The following is a 14,413-nucleotide window of genomic DNA, read 5'->3' on the forward strand; positions in this document are numbered from 1 at the left end:
CGCCACCCGGCCACCGGAACGGTATTGGACGGCAGAACCACCCATTTGCACCGTTCCATCATCTATTACTTTTTGTCACGATTGGTGCACTTTCCGTAACACCCCCGCTTGTCCCCCTTCCTGAGGAGCGGAACGTGATCCTCTCGATTTCCGGCATCGTCCTGTTCGGCACCATCGCCTTTCTCTTCTTCCGCCGGGACGGACTAAAGGTCTCCCACGCCATCGTCTGCGCCCTCTTCGGCTTCTACATCGCTGGCTCCTCGATCGCACCGAGCATCACCGCGGGCGGCGCGAGCCTCGCCAGCCTGCTCAGCGGCATCAAGTTCTGACCGCGTCCAGATCTCCTCCGTACCGGCCCGGGCGCGGATCCCACCGCCCCGGGCCCCGTCGTTGCCCACCCGCGCCACCCCACCCGTCCCACCGTTTGGGGAGTCAAGGAATGCCGCTCCACCGCCACCTCACCAAGGGCCGCGCGATCGCCCGGACCGCCGGGGACCACGCCTCGGACATGTTCGCCCCGCTCTCCGTGATCGGCCGCGGCCTGCGCCACCACGCGGACTGGGCGAAGTCCCGCTGGCAGGCCACCCCCAAGGACCGCCGCGGGCCGACGCTGTTCCTGACCGCCGCCCTGCTGATCGGCGTCTACCTGCTGCCGCACGGCCTGCTGTTCGCCCTGATCACCCTGATGGCCAGCGCCGCCTGGGCCGGCCGGGCCCCCCGGGCGACGCCCGCACCGCCCGCACCGGACGTCGCCGACCTCAAGCTCGCGGCCCTCTACGCGGCGCTCACCCCGTACCTGTGCGGACCCGAGGACGCCAACCCGCTGTACCACTTCGAGGGCAGCCACAAGAACGCCTTCAGCGCGTGGGACTTCGACGGCGAGGGCCGGCTCTCCCGGCTGGAGATGACCTACCCCGCCTACTTCACCGACACCGAGCCCGCCGCCCGGGCCCGGATCGAGCAGGTCGTCCAGGGCAAGGCCGGCCGGGCCCGCGAGTACCGCTTCGACTGGGACGAGGAGTCCAACCGGCTGCGGATCACCGCCCTCGCCCCGCTGGCCGCCGACATCGCCGCCCAGCGCTTCGTGGCGGCCCCCGGCGAGATCGTGCTGGGCTTCACCGACGAGGGCGGCACCGCCCGGACCATCCCGGTCGTCCGGGGCGGCACCACCGTCCAGCAGCCGCCGGTGGTCTGGCGCACCGGCCCGCGCTCCGCCGAGCCGCACCTGCTGGTGCTCGGCGTCACCGGCTACGGCACCTCCAGCCTGCTGCGCTCGGTGGCGCTCCAGGCCCTCCCGTACGCCGACCTGGTGGTGGTCGACGGTGCGGGCACCGGCGAGCACGCCTGCCTGGTGAACCGGCCCGGCGTGCACACCGTGGAGACCAGCCTGCACGGCGCGCTGGCCGCCCTGGACTGGGCCGTCGGCGAGACCGAGCGCAGGCTCGCCGCGCTCAACGCCGCCCGGCACGCCGGAACCGCCCCGCCCGAGGACGTCACCCGGCCGCTGTGGCTGCTGCTGGACCACCCGACCGAGCTGAGCGAGCTCGCCCGGGCCGAGGGCCGCCCCGACCCGCAGGACCTCCTGGAGCTCCCGCTGCGCCACGGCCGGGCCGCCCGGGTCACCGTGGTGGTCGCCGACGACCTGGAGGCCCGGGACCGGATCACCGCCACCGTCCGCGCCACCACCCGGGCCCGCGTGGTGCTCGGCCCGGCCGGCCCGGACGAGGGGCGCGAAGCGCTCGGCGCGCCGCTGGACATCGTGCCCGCCGCCCAGGCCCCGATCGGGCGCGGCTACGCCCGGATCGGCAACGGCGCCCCGCTCCGGCTCCAGGTGCCGGCCACCGTCGATCCGCTGGACGACGAGGCCCCGGCCGCGCTGCGGGACGCGGTGATCGCCCTGCTGCCGCACCGGGACACCCGCACCGAGGCGGCCGCCGCCGAGCCACCCCGCCCGGACCGCCCGCCGGTGGTACCCGCGGCCGATCCGGCCCGTCCGGTCGACCTGGCCAAGGGCGAGCCGATGATCCGTTCACGGCCGATCTCCTGACGGCAGGGCCGGGCCGCCTCCCCGGGCCGCCTCCCCCGGCCGGTTCTCGGCTCCCGGCAGGGGTCGGCGCCCGGCGCCGAATCCCGTCCCGGTACGCTCGTCACAGAAAGTCCGCACGATCACCAGATGTGAAATAGGTGACACCTGGGGTGATATCACCGGCCAGATGTGACAAATCGGGCGCGGGTGGGTACAAACAGGGGCGGCACTACAAGACGACGCATGTCCCGGGACGGGAATCTTCGTCGGAAGCCGAGCGTTGACCGAACGACGAAGAACAGCGACCACTAGTCCTGTGGGCCATAAGCCCGGGAGGCACGATTCATGAGCGAGCGAGCTCTCCGCGGCACGCGACTCGGGGCCACTAGCTACGAGACCGACCGTGGTATCGATCTGGCTCCCCGCCAGACCGTCGAGTACGCATGTCAGAACGGACACCGTTTCGAGGTTCCTTTCTCGGTCGAGGCGGAGATCCCCGCGACCTGGGAATGCCGCTTCTGCGGCCAGGAGGCGGCACTTCTCGACGGCGACGAGCCGGAGGAGAAGAAGATCAAGCCGACGCGCACCCATTGGGACATGCTGATGGAGCGCCGGACGCGCGAGGAGTTGGAGGAGGTGCTGGCCGAACGGCTGGCCGTGCTCCGCTCCGGTGGGATGAACCTCGCGGTGCACCCGCGAGACACCCGCAAGAGCGCCTGACACCTCGCTCCCGCCCCGAGCGGGAGGACGCGAAAAGGGACCCTGGTCACCAGGGTCCCTTTCGCGTTGTCCGGCGCCGTCCGCCTTCCCGGCGCCGTCCGCCGGACCGTGCCGTGCACGCGAGGAGCCCCCGGGGGCGGGTTCTCCGCGCCCCCGGGGGCTCCCGTCGGAACGGGCGGGTCAGCCGGCGATCGGCGGACGGTAGGTGGTGTCCGGGCCCTGCGGGCCACGCGGGCCGGCCTCCGGGTCCACGACCTCGCCCTGGATCACCTTGCCGTCCGGGCGGTGGATGCGCAGCTGCTCCTGCAGCCGCATCGCGTCCGCGAACGGGTCGGCGCCGGCCACGGAGGCACTGCGCAGAGCCTTGTCCGCGACCCGGCGGCCGAGCACCCGCCACAGGGCCCGGGTGGGCGGGAGGATCAGGGTCAGCGCCAGCAGGTCGGACAGGAAGCCGGGGACGATCAGCAGCAGGCCGGCCAGCACGGTCATGCTGGTACCGGTCTGCGGCTGCTGGGACTGCGGGTTCTTGCTCTGCTCGATCGCCGCCGACAGCGCCTTCAGCCCGGCCCGCTTGATCAGCGAGCCGCCGATCAGGGCGCCCGCGACGAGCAGCAGCACGACGGTGAAGCCGCCCAGCCAGGAGCCGACCTGGACCAGCAGCCAGATCTCCAGCACCAGCCAGGCGGTGATCAGCAGCGGCAGCACCCGGCGGAGCCTGCTGCGCGGGGCCGGACGGGTGGGGGTAGCTTGCTGGGTCACGGTACGAATCCACTCCAAGCGGTGCTCTGCGCGCCGCACGGGAGGTCCGGGCCGGCTACGGCACCACCTGCTCCAACGATTCCCGCGCCGCCGGTGTTCCGGCGGCCGGGCTCGGCTGCCGCGCCCTACGCCTTCCGGCGCCGTCCGACCAGCAGGGCCGCGCCGCAGGCCAGCAGGCCGCCGACGGCCAGCGTCCACTCCGGGGCGGCGCCGACCCGGTCGGCGACGGTGGTGCCGTCGCGCAGCGGGACCGTCGCCGACAGCTCGGCCGCGGTCAGCTCCTCGGTGCGCTGCTGGACGCTGCCGTCCGGGGCGATCACCGCGCTGATGCCGCTGGTGGCGGCGATCAGCACCGCCCGGCCGTGCTCGACGGCCCGCAGCCGGCTCATCGCCAGCTGCTGCTCGGGCTGCCCGGTCTTCGCGTAGGTCGCGTTGTTGGTCTGGACGACCAGGACCCGGGCGCCGCTGTCCACGGTGTCGCGGACGATCTCGTCGTACGCGACCTCGAAGCAGATCACGTCGCCGATCCTGGCCGGGCCGAGCTGCATCACGCCGTTGTGGTCGCCGGGGTAGAAGTCCCGGGCGACCCGCTGGAGGCGGGTGATCACCGTCATCAGCTGGGCGCGGAAGGGCACGTACTCGCCGAACGGGACGGGGTGCTGCTTGGTGTAGGAGGCGCCGGGGCCGGTGACCGGGTCCCAGACGATGCCCTCGTTCTGGACGTGCTGCGCGTCCGGGCCGTCCACCAGGGTGCCGACCAGGGTCGGCACCCCGACCGCCTTGACCGCCTGGTCGATCCGCTGGCGGGCCAGCGGATCGCTGAACGGGTCGAGGTCGGAGGAGTTCTCCGGCCAGATCACGATGTCGGGGCGCTCGACCTTGCCGGCCCTGATGTCGGCGGCGAGCCGCTCGGTGGCCGAGGCGTGGTTGTTGAGGACCATCATCGGGCGACCCAGGAAGTCCATGCCCGGGTTGGGCACGTTGCCCTGGACGATGGCGACCTTGACGGTGTCGTCCGCGGCCGTGGGCACCGGGACGAGGTAGCCGGCCAGCAGTGCGGCCACCGCGCCGAGCGCCGCCAGCGCGGCCGCCCTCGGAGCCCTGCCGGGCCCGCGCACCCGCAGCGCGGCCCAGCCCAGCAGGGCGCCGCAGAGGGCGACCGCGAAGGTCACCAGCGGTGCGCCGCCGAGCGCGGCCAGCGGGGTGAACGGGCTGGCGGTGTTGGCGAAGGCGAGCCGGCCCCAGGGGAAGCCGCCGAGCGGCAGCCGGTCGCGGGCCCACTCCTGGGTGACCCACAGGCAGGCCGCCCAGAGCGCCCACCCCGGCAGCCGGGAGGTGACGGCCAGGGCGCCGCCCAGCAGGGCCAGGAACAGCGCCTCCACGACGGACAGGCCGACCGTGGCGTCCCAGCCGACCACCCGCAGCCAGCTGAGCAGCATCAGGAAGAACGGCAGGCCGAACGCGAAGCCGGTCCAGAGGCCCTGACGGAAGGTGCGGCCCCGGGTCAGCAGCGAGAGCGCGGCGACGCCGAGCAGCGACAGCGGCCACAGGTCGTACGGCGGGAAGGCGAGGGCCAGCAGCAGGCCGGCCAGGACGGCGAGGCCGGTGCGGGGGAGCCCGGCGCGGATCCTGGCGAGCGCGCGGGCTCCGCGGCTCGGTCGGGGCGTCGGCTCCTGCGGCTCGGGTACGGCCTCGGGCCGTTCCTGGGTGACGGGAGTGGCCACCGGCGCACCATCTTCCTGGGGCTTGCTGTTCGGACGCTGTGCGAAGAAGGTACCCCGGAACGTCGGTGGCCCGTGAGGTGAGGGGTGACGGCGGGGTCAGCGCGGGGCGTAGCGGAAATCCCGCAGCGGCCAGTGCGCGGTGAGCCAGTCGGAGACGGCGCGGTGCAGCGGCTCGTCCAGGTGGGCGCGGTCGGCCCGGACCCAGGAGCTGACCGAGACCACCGAGGGGTCCTCGCGGTCCGGGTAGATGTAGACGCAGCCGATCACCTCGTCGCGGTCCGGCTCCAGGACGGTGTAGGTGAAGCCGGTGCGGGCCTCGAAGTCGGCGGCGTGGCGGCGCAGGTCGTCGAGGTTGCGCTCCGGGGGCATCCCGTCGGCGGGCGGCCAGCCGCGGCCGGCCCAGCCGGGGGTGGCGCGGATGTGGTCGATGCTGCTCGTCCAGGCGGCGTGGTCGGAGGCGTTGTGCCGCTCGCCCAGGGGCTCCAGTCGGAACTCCGGGGCGAGCAGCTCGCGCGGGACGGTGAAGTCGGCGGGCACCAGTTCGATCATGCCGATCAACCTAGGGCGTGCCCGCCCGACGTTCCACGGGGTTTACCGCTGGTGCACCGTGCGGCCGCGGACCACGGTGCGCAGGCAGGTCGGCAGCGGGTGGCCCGGGGTGAGGTCGGGCAGCCCGGGGGTGCCGGAGCGCGGGTCGGTGGACCAGCCCGCCACCCGGGAGTCGGGGGCCTGGACGACCAGCTCGCCGGCCGCCCAGATCGCGTAGCTGGCGACGGCGCCGGGGACGAGCACGCCGTCCTGGTCGCGGCCGATCGCGCGCCAGCCGCCGCGGGTGTGGGCGGTGAAGGCCGCGCGGACCGAGATCCGGTGTTCCGGGGTCCGGTGGAAGGCGGCCGCGCGGACGGTGCCCCAGGGGTCGAGCGGGGTGACCGGGGCGTCCGAGCCGAAGGCCAGCGGGACGCCGGCCCGCAGCAGCGCGGCGAAGGGGTTGAGGGCGGCCGCCCGCTCGGCGCCCAGGCGCTGGACGTACATGCCCTCCGGGCCGCCCCAGGCGGCGTCGAAGGCGGGCTGGACGGAGGCGGTCAGGCCGAGTTCGGCGAAGGCGGCGACGGCCTTGTCGTCCAGGGCCTCGGCGTGCTCGACGCGGTGGCGCAGGGCCTTGACCCGGGCGGCGCCGACCCGGGCGCCGGCCTCCCGGACGCCGTCGAGGACCGCCGTGACCGCCGCGTCGCCGATGGCGTGGAACCCGGCCTGGATCCCGGCCTCGGTGCAGGCGGCGACGTGGTCGGCGACCTGCTCGGCGGTCAGGTAGGCGGTGCCGGTGTGCTCCGCGTCGTCGTACGGGGCGTGCAGGCAGGCGGTGTGCGAGCCGAGCGCGCCGTCCACGAAGAGGTCGCCTCCGGCGCCCACCGCACCGAGCCTGCGGGCGGTCTCGACACCGCCCAACTCGCCCCAGTAGCCGAATACTTCGGGCCCGTCCCCCTCGGCGGCCAGGGCCAGCAGGGCGGCCAGGTCGGCCTCCGAGGAGATCTCCGGGCCGGCGCACTCGTGCAGGGCGCCGATGCCGAGTTCGGCGGCGCGGGCCAGGGTGGCGCGCTGGGCCCGGCGGCGCTGCTCGGGGGTGAGGCGGGCCAGCGCGGTCTGCCGCACGGCGTGGTGGGCGTCCTTGGTGAGCGGGCCCTCGGGGTCGAAGCCGGGCGCCTCGGCCAGGCCCTCGGTGAGGGTGCGCAGCGCGGTGGTGGCGAGCGCGGAGTGCACGTCGGTACGGGAGAGGTAGAGCGCGGCGCCACGGGCGGCGGCGTCGAGTTCGGCGAGCGTGGGCGGGCGGCCCTCGGGCCAGCCGGTCTCGTCCCAGCCGTGACCGATCAGCACCCCGCCGGGCTCGGGCCGGGCGTCGACGAAGGCGGTGACGGCGGCCAGGGCGGCGGCGAGCGAGGGGCTGCCGGTGAGGTCGAGGCCGGTGAGCGCCAGGCCGGTGGCGGTGGCGTGCACGTGGGCGTCCACGAAGGCGGGGGTGACCAGGGCGCCGTCCAGCTCGACGATCTCGTCGACGGTCGCGGCGTACGCCTCGGCGGCGCCGTCGCTGCCGACCCACGCGACGTGCCCGCCTTCCACGAGCATCGCGGTGGCGAAGGGGTCGGCGGGGCTGTAGACGGCGCCGCCGCGCAGCAGGACGGTCCAGGAGGTGCGTTCGGTCATGCCGCCAAGTCTGCACCCCACCGGTTCGCGGTCAGAGCTTCGGGGGGCGTGCCTCGTACGGGGTGGACAGGACGACGGTGGTGCGGGTGGAGACGCCGGCGGCGCTGCGGATGCGCGCGAGCAGGTCCTCCAGGTCGCCGGGGGCGCCGACGCGGACCTTGAGGATGTAGTTCTCGTCGCCGGCGACGCTGTGGCAGGCCTCGATCTCGGGCAGGCCGGCCAGCCGCTCGGGGGTGTCGTCCGGGGCGCTCGGGTCGAAGGGTTTGACCGAGATGAACGCGGTCAGCGCCAGGTCGACGGAGTCGGGGTCGATGATCGCGGTGTAGCCGCGGATCACCCCGCGCTGTTCGAGGCGGCGCACCCGCTGGTGCACCGCCGAGGTGGACAGGCCGGTGGCCTTGCCCAGGTCCGTGTAGCTCATCCGGCCGTCTTCGAGGAGCAGCTGGACGATGCGTTGGTCGAGATCCTCCACAGTGCGCAAACCTACCCGGTCGGGAGCACGGGGGGCGCACGCGGTGGCACAGGACGGGTTCGCAGGTGCCGGGCGGGCACATGCCGGGCGAATGTGGCATCCGGTGTGGCCAAGGACACACCCGGTGCATCACGGTGCACGGGACCGCAGGATTATGAGTCCGGATCACAGGGAAGTGCTGGTTGTGGCCCTGGACGACCACGCCGGGCCCGATCCTAGGGGGATCCTCATGCCTGCTACCGACCAGCGTGTGCTGGGCTCCGACGAGACCGACGATATGGCCGACCGCGAGGACCTCGCGGTCGGCCACCTGCCGGGCACCGACCCCGGCGAGGCGGAGACCTGGGACATCTTCCGGGTCGACTGCCCCGAGTGCCGCCGCCCGATCGCCCTGGTGGCGGACGAGGAGCGGCTGCCGCAACACGCGCTGCTGCCGACCGCCTGGAACCCCTTCTCCCCCGCGATCTGCCCGGGTTCGGGCACGCCGACGGACGACCTGGCCGAGGTCGAGGCCCAGGAGGACGCCGAACCGGCCGGCTTCGACGCGCTGTTCAAGCTTCCGAGCGGGCTGGACTGGCGCACCCAGCCGTTCTCGCACGCCGTCGCGCACTGCCCGGTACGGCTCGCCGCGGTCCCCGGGGCCGCCCCGGTGGCGCCCGCCGTCCCGGCCGTCGCGGCGCTGCGGGCCGCCATCCCGGAGCAGCGCCGCCGTCGTCCGGCGCTGACCGGCCGCACCGCCAAGGCGAGCTGACGCTCCGCCGGGAACGCCTCCGGCCGTCACTCCGCACCCTGGAGTGACGGCCGGAGGCCGTACGGGGGGACCGGGGCGGTCCGGCGGCTCCCCCGCCGGACGGCCCCCGGGCGTCAGCCCTTGGTGAGGTGGCGGCCGATCACCAGGCGCTGGATCTGGTTGGTGCCCTCGACGATCTGCAGCACCTTGGCCTCGCGCATGTAGCGCTCGGCCGGGAAGTCCTGGGTGTAGCCGTAGCCGCCGAGCACCTGGACGGCGTCGGTGGTCACCCGCATCGCCGCGTCGGTGCAGAACAGCTTCGCCATCGCCGCCTCCTTGGAGAACGGCCGGCCGGCGTCCCGCAGCCGGGCGGCGGACAGGTAGAGCGAGCGCCCGGCCTCGATCTGGGTGGCCATGTCGGCGAGCATGAAGGACAGGCCCTGGAACTCGGCGATCGGGCGGCCGAACTGGCGCCGGGTGCGGGCGTAGTCGACCGCGAGGTCGAGCGCGGCCTGGGCCACGCCTATCGCGCAGGCGGCGATGCCGAGGCGGCCGGAGTCCAGCGCGGCGAGCGCGATCTGGAAGCCCTGCCCCTCCTCGCCGATCAGCCGCTCGCGCGGGACGCGCGCACCGTCGAAGTGCAGCTGCGCGGTCGGCGAGGAGCGCATGCCCATCTTGTGCTCCGGCGGGGCCGCGGACAGGCCCTGCTGGGTGCCGGGGACCAGCAGGCAGCTGATGCCCTTGGGGCCGTCGACGCCGGTGCGCACCAGGGCGCTGTAGAAGTCGGCCTGGCCGCCGTGGGTGATCCAGGCCTTGGTGCCGTTCACCACGTACGCCTCGCCGTCGAGGTCGGCGCGGGTGCGCAGCGCGGCCGCGTCCGAGCCGGACTGCGGCTCGGAGAGGCAGTAGGCGCCGAGCTGCTCGCCGGAGAGCATGGCGGGCAGCCACGCGTCGCGCTGCTCGTCGGTGCCGAAGGTGGCCAGCGCGTGGCAGGAGAGGGTGTGCACGCTGACGCCGAGGCCGATGGCCAGCCAGCCGGCCGCGAGCTCCTCCAGCACCTGCAGGTACACCTCGTAGGGCTGTTCGCCGCCGCCGTACTTCTCGTCGTACGGGAGGGAGAGCAGGCCGGCCTCGCCGAGGGTGCGGAAGACGTCGCGCGGGAAGCGGTCGGCGGCCTCGTCCTCCGCCGCACGCGGCTGGAGCTCGCGCTGGACCAGGTCACGGGTGAGGCTCAGCAGCTCGCGGGCCTCCTCGCTCGGCAGCTGGCGCTCCACGGCTTTCACAGGGGAGGGGGTCATGGCGGTGGTCGCCTCCTCGATCGGGCGCCGGACCGAGGTGTCGGCTGACCCGGCGGGGGTGCGGCTTGTCGGACCGACCGGCACCGGGTTGCGGTGAACGGCCGTTCACAGTCGTGGCGAAGGCGAGTATGCCCGAAACCCGCGCTGCCGTCACGACCTGCACAGATGAACTGTCCGCAGTGGCGGGCTACGGCACCGTAGGGTTGACGTTGTGGCTGCATCCGAACCGTTCCCGCCCCCGCTCCGGCCCGCTCCGGACGACCTTCCGGCCGCGCTCGCGGCGGAGCTGCGCGCGCTGCCGCCCTCCTGCGGGCCGGTGCGGCTGGTCGCGGTGGACGGGCACGCGGGGTCCGGCAAGACCACCTTCGCCGGACGGCTGGCGGCGGCGCTCGGCGGGGCCCCGGTGGTCCACCTCGACGACCTGGCCACCCACCGCGAGCCGTTCGGGTGGACCGGACGGCTGCGCGGGCAGGTGCTGGAGCCGCTGGCGGCCGGGCGGGACGCCGAGTACCGGGTGTACGACTGGACGCTGCGCCGCTTCGCGGGCACGGCCGCGGTGCCGGCCGCCCCGGTGGTGCTGGTCGAGGGGGTCGGCGCGGGCCGGCGGGCGGTGCGGCCGTGGCTGGCCCGGGTGATCTGGATGGAGCTGGACGCCGCTTCGGCCCGGCGGCGCGGGGAGGAGCGGGACGGTCCGGAACTGGCCGAGTTCTGGGCGGGCTGGGCCCGGGCCGAATCGGCGCATTTCGCCGCCGATCCGAGCCGTCCGTACGCCGCGACGCGGGTCGACGGGGTGACCGGCCGGATCGCCCCGGGCACCGTCGGTGAAACTTCAACCATCGCCTTGACCTGCGACATCGCCAGGATCTAGGTTCTCCTCAGCCGCCGGAACGAAAGCTTCCGGTTGCCTCGGACCCGGCGCCCCCGGCTTGTTCCCCCGTGAGCCGGGGACGCCGTCCGGTCCCCTTCCGAAACTCGCTCCCCGGCAGCCCGTTTCGTCGCCCGGCCGCTCAACGGCCGCTCGCGCGATCGTATTTGACCCTGTTCGGCACCCTTCCGGATCAGCGCCGCGCCGGTACGATTCCTGGCAGGCGCAGATGCGCCGCAAGGGGGTCGACGACCACCGGCCAGGCTAGGCGCAGGCAACCCGCCGGCCGAGCCCCGGGCCGCACCGCGGGGGGCGTGAGTGACGACGGTGGACAGTTCCGACAGCACGGCGGGCGGGCCCGACCGGCTCGCCGACCGCGCCTGGCTGCGCGCCATGGACGCCTACACGGCCGGTGCGTACACCCGGGCCGAGGAGGAGTTCCGGGCCGCCGTCCGGCTGGACCCGGGCATGGCCGACGCCTGGCTCGGACTGCACGCGCTGCGCAGCGACACCTCGGCCGCGCTGCTGGCCATGTACCGCCACCAGAAGCGGTTCGGCGAACAGCGGCGGCTGCACCGACGGCCGCTCAGTTCCTGGTACTGGCTGGGCTGGTGGGTGCAGCCGGTGCTGGAGGACGCCCGCGACCTCGCGCTGGCGCACGCCTCGCACTGGCTGGACGGCCGCCACCTGGCCGAGCTGGACCGGGCGCTGGAACAGTGCCCGGCACCCGGCGAGGACCCCTGCGCCCGCTTCCTGTACGCCTGCCGGTCCTACCTGCTCAAGGACTGGGAGCAGCTGATCAGGGACACCGACCGCCTGCTGGACGACCCGCTGCTCGGCATCGAGGCCGGGCTGTTCGCCGGCATGGCGCGGGTGCGCCTCGACATGTGCGCCCAGGCGCAGGCGCCGCTGGCCGTCTCGCTGGCCCGCTGCCGCTCCGAACAGCCCCAGCGCAAGGAGCTGCGGTACTGGCTGGCCCGGGCGTACGAGGGCGCCGGACGCAGCGCCGCGGCGCTGCCGCTCTACCGGGCGGTGCACCGGGCGGACCCGGCGTTCATGGACACCGCGACCCGGCTGACGGCCATCGCCGCCGAGGACGCGCTCGCGGACGGGCTCACGGACGGACTCGCGGACGGACTGCCGGCCGGCGGGCGCCCGGGAGCGGCCGACGCCGCCCTGCCGGACGCCCCCGGCTTCGACACCGAGTACCCGGACGAGGCCGGGTTCGCCGGGTTGCCCGGGTACGGCGAGCTGACCGGGTACGGCGAGGAGTTCGGGGACGCGGGCGGGCCGAGCGGGCCGACCGTCTCCGGCGACGGGGTGTCGACCGGCGCCCTGCCCGGCGGCTTCCCGTCGGGCGGCGGGCCCTCGGTGGACGCCGGGCTGGTGGACGCCGGACTGGTGGACGTGCCCCCGGCGGACGGCGCCCTCACCGCCGGCGGCGCCCTGCTGGACGGCGGTGCGGCCGACGGCGCCGCGCAGGCCGCCGGGGAACGCTCCGGCTCCGGCGCGCCGCCGGCCTCCGCCGCACCCCCGCCGCTGCCCGCCCTCGGCCGGGCGCAGCCCCGGACCGCCGCCGTGCCCGAGCCCCGGTCCGCCGGCGACGAACGGGAGCTGGACGCGGCCCTGGCCGAACTCTCGCTGATGGTCGGCCTGGAGCCGGTCAAGCGCCAGGTGCGGGCGCTGTCCGCGCAGTTGAGGATGTCTCGGCTGCGGGCCGAGCAGGGCCTGCCCGTCCAGCCGCCGAAGCGCCACTTCGTCTTCTCCGGCCCCTCGGGCACCGGGAAGACCACCGTGGCCCGCATCCTCGGCCGGGTCTTCCACGCCCTCGGGCTGCTCTCCGGCGACCACCTGGTGGAGGCCCAACGCGCCGACCTGGTGGGCGAGTTCCTCGGCCAGACCGCCGTGAAGGCGAACGAGCTGATCGACTCCGCGCTGGACGGCGTGCTCTTCATCGACGAGGCGTACAGCCTCTCCAACTCCGGCTACACCAAGGGCGACGCGTACGGCGACGAGGCGCTCCAGGTCCTGCTCAAGCGTGCCGAGGACAACCGCGACCGGCTGGTGGTGATCCTGGCCGGCTACCCCGAGGGCATGAACCGGCTGCTCGCCACCAACCCCGGCCTCAACTCCCGCTTCACCACCCGGGTCGACTTCCCCAGCTACCGCCCGAGCGAACTGACCGCGATCGGCGCCTCGCTGGCCGGCCGGGACGGCGACGGCTGGGACGAGGACGCCGCCGAGGAGCTGGCCAGCATCTGCACCCACGTGGTCCGCGAGGGCTGGATCGACGAGCTGGGCAACGGCCGGTTCATCCGCACCCTGTACGAGAAGTCCTGCGCCTACCGGGACCTGCGGCTGTCGCTGCTGCGCGAGCCGCCGGGCCGGGAGGACCTGGCCACCCTGCGGCTGCCGGACCTGGTCCAGGCGTACGGGGAGCTGATCGACGGCCGGAGCTGACCGGCGGGCGGAGCCGGGCGGAGCCGGAGCCGGTCTGCGGGCGGGCCGGCCCCCGCCCGCCCGGGGACCGGCCCGCCCGCCCGTTCAGCCGTTGAGGAGCGCCGCCTCCCGCTCCCGGTCCAGCCCCACCCTGACCCGGTCGGACCGCCGCGGCGCGCTGCCGCCGATCGACCGCAGCCAGGCCCAGGTGTCCGCCACGGTCTCGGCGACCGGGCGGCAGCGCAGCCCCGCGCCGAGCGCGCGCTCGACCGAGCCGGTGTGCAGGAAGTCGTACAGCTCGCCGGGCGCCAGCCAGATCGGCAGCTCGGTCCACGGCTCGACGCCCGCCGCGAGGATCCGCTCCGGGTCCGTCCAGCGCAGCTCGGCGTCCGAACCGGTGGCCCGTACGCAGGCCTCCAGCAGCTCGCCCATGGTGGCGTGGCCGGACGGGCCGACCAGGTTGTACGGGCCGGCGAGGCGGGCCGCCGCGGCGTCCAGGGTCCAGGCCGCGAGGTCGCGGACGTCGATGTACTGCAGGGCCAGCCCGCGCGGCCCCGGGGCGAGCACCGGGCCGCCCTCGGCGATCCGGTTGAGCCACCACGGCAGCCGGCCGATGTTCTCGTGCGGGCCGAGGATCAGCCCGGCCCTGGCCAGCAGCGCCCGCCCGCCGAACTCCGCCTCCAGCGCCAGTTCGGCGCCGCGCTTGGCCTCGGCGTAGGGCACCTCGCCGGTGAGGTCCGGGGAGGAGGCGACCACCGGCGAGGCCTCGCCGGCCCCGGCCCGCAGCGGATAGTCGTACACCGACCGGCTGGAGACGTACGCGTAGTGGCCGACCCGGCCGTTCAGCAGGCGGGCGCTGTCGCGCACCGCCGCGGGGGCCCAGGACCAGGTGTCCACCACGGCGTCCCACTCCCCGGTGCCGAGCGCCGCGAGGCCGCCCTCGGCGGTGCGGTCGCCCAGCAGTGTGCGGACGCCCTCGGGCGCGGGCCGCGTGCCGCGGTTGAGGGCCGTCACCTCCCATCCCCTGGCCAGCGCCTCTTCGGCGACGACCCGTCCGACGAACTCGGTTCCACCCAGCAGGAGAAGTCTCATGCCGACCACCCTGCTCCCAGGGTGGCCGGCATGGAACGGCTGCATGCTCTGGGCGAAATCGCCGGGAGCGAACACACCGTCAGCGGGGC

At 74.8% G+C, this 14,413-nt stretch carries 13 protein-coding genes; 6 read left to right on the forward strand and 7 right to left on the reverse strand.

The window, feature by feature from the left end; all coding sequences use genetic code 11:
* Positions 1–134: 134 nt before the first annotated feature.
* The 3 genes from ACGFSC_RS06865 to ACGFSC_RS06875 all read left to right on the forward strand — a co-directional run bounded on the left by ACGFSC_RS06865 (position 135) and on the right by ACGFSC_RS06875 (position 2,746).
* On the forward strand, positions 135–329 hold the full coding sequence (locus tag ACGFSC_RS06865; protein ID WP_359827363.1) for a hypothetical protein: 195 nt from the start codon (positions 135–137) through the stop codon (positions 327–329).
* A 110-nt stretch (positions 330–439) separates the two neighbouring features.
* Complete coding sequence (locus tag ACGFSC_RS06870; RefSeq protein WP_359909027.1) at positions 440–2,047, forward strand: hypothetical protein; 1,608 nt, start codon at positions 440–442, stop codon at positions 2,045–2,047.
* 324 nt (positions 2,048–2,371) lie between these two features.
* Positions 2,372–2,746 carry an RNA polymerase-binding protein RbpA gene (locus ACGFSC_RS06875; protein WP_049655293.1) on the forward strand — a complete coding sequence of 125 codons (375 nt, stop codon included), beginning with the start codon at positions 2,372–2,374 and terminating at the stop codon, positions 2,744–2,746.
* Positions 2,747–2,926: 180 nt separating this feature from the next.
* Here ACGFSC_RS06875 and fxsA read toward each other — a convergent pair whose 3' ends face one another.
* From fxsA to ACGFSC_RS06900, 5 genes are all read right to left on the reverse strand, one after another.
* Complete coding sequence (fxsA, locus tag ACGFSC_RS06880; protein ID WP_359909024.1) at positions 2,927–3,505, reverse strand: FxsA family membrane protein; 579 nt, start codon at positions 3,503–3,505, stop codon at positions 2,927–2,929.
* Positions 3,506–3,630: 125 nt separating this feature from the next.
* The gene (gene lnt, locus ACGFSC_RS06885) at positions 3,631–5,229 is read right to left on the reverse strand and encodes an apolipoprotein N-acyltransferase (protein WP_359909022.1); all 1,599 of its coding nucleotides are present in this window, start codon (positions 5,227–5,229) and stop codon (positions 3,631–3,633) included.
* Between the two features lie 96 nt (positions 5,230–5,325).
* Complete coding sequence (locus tag ACGFSC_RS06890; RefSeq protein WP_359909019.1) at positions 5,326–5,778, reverse strand: N-acetyltransferase; 453 nt, start codon at positions 5,776–5,778, stop codon at positions 5,326–5,328.
* A gap of 42 nt (positions 5,779–5,820) precedes the next feature.
* Positions 5,821–7,428, reverse strand: coding sequence for an amidohydrolase (locus ACGFSC_RS06895; RefSeq protein WP_359909016.1), 1,608 nt, complete (start codon positions 7,426–7,428; stop codon positions 5,821–5,823).
* A 31-nt stretch (positions 7,429–7,459) separates the two neighbouring features.
* Entirely contained in the window at positions 7,460–7,900 is a 441-nt protein-coding gene (locus ACGFSC_RS06900; protein WP_030243361.1) for an Lrp/AsnC family transcriptional regulator, read from the reverse strand.
* Positions 7,901–8,129: 229 nt separating this feature from the next.
* Between ACGFSC_RS06900 and ACGFSC_RS06905 the strand changes: the two genes are divergently transcribed.
* Positions 8,130–8,651 (forward strand): hypothetical protein, encoded by a 522-nt coding sequence (locus tag ACGFSC_RS06905; protein ID WP_359909013.1) that lies wholly within the window; start codon positions 8,130–8,132, stop codon positions 8,649–8,651.
* A 113-nt stretch (positions 8,652–8,764) separates the two neighbouring features.
* Here ACGFSC_RS06905 and ACGFSC_RS06910 read toward each other — a convergent pair whose 3' ends face one another.
* Positions 8,765–9,928: an acyl-CoA dehydrogenase family protein gene (locus ACGFSC_RS06910; protein WP_359898668.1), complete on the reverse strand. Its 1,164-nt coding sequence runs from the start codon at positions 9,926–9,928 to the stop codon at positions 8,765–8,767.
* Positions 9,929–10,139: 211 nt separating this feature from the next.
* On the opposite strand from ACGFSC_RS06910, the gene ACGFSC_RS06915 reads away from it, so the two are divergent.
* Together ACGFSC_RS06915 and ACGFSC_RS06920 are read left to right on the forward strand one after the other, a co-directional pair.
* On the forward strand, positions 10,140–10,796 hold the full coding sequence (locus tag ACGFSC_RS06915; protein ID WP_380630899.1) for a uridine kinase: 657 nt from the start codon (positions 10,140–10,142) through the stop codon (positions 10,794–10,796).
* A gap of 390 nt (positions 10,797–11,186) precedes the next feature.
* Positions 11,187–13,253: an AAA family ATPase gene (locus ACGFSC_RS06920; RefSeq protein WP_359898854.1), complete on the forward strand. Its 2,067-nt coding sequence runs from the start codon at positions 11,187–11,189 to the stop codon at positions 13,251–13,253.
* Positions 13,254–13,337: 84 nt separating this feature from the next.
* On the opposite strand, the gene ACGFSC_RS06925 is transcribed toward ACGFSC_RS06920, so the two are convergent.
* Positions 13,338–14,324 carry an NAD-dependent epimerase/dehydratase family protein gene (locus ACGFSC_RS06925; protein WP_359898670.1) on the reverse strand — a complete coding sequence of 329 codons (987 nt, stop codon included), beginning with the start codon at positions 14,322–14,324 and terminating at the stop codon, positions 13,338–13,340.
* Positions 14,325–14,413: the final 89 nt, after the last annotated feature.

Source organism: Kitasatospora sp. NPDC048715, from assembly GCF_043198905.1.
Taxonomy (GTDB): domain Bacteria; phylum Actinomycetota; class Actinomycetes; order Streptomycetales; family Streptomycetaceae; genus Kitasatospora; species Kitasatospora lactacystinica.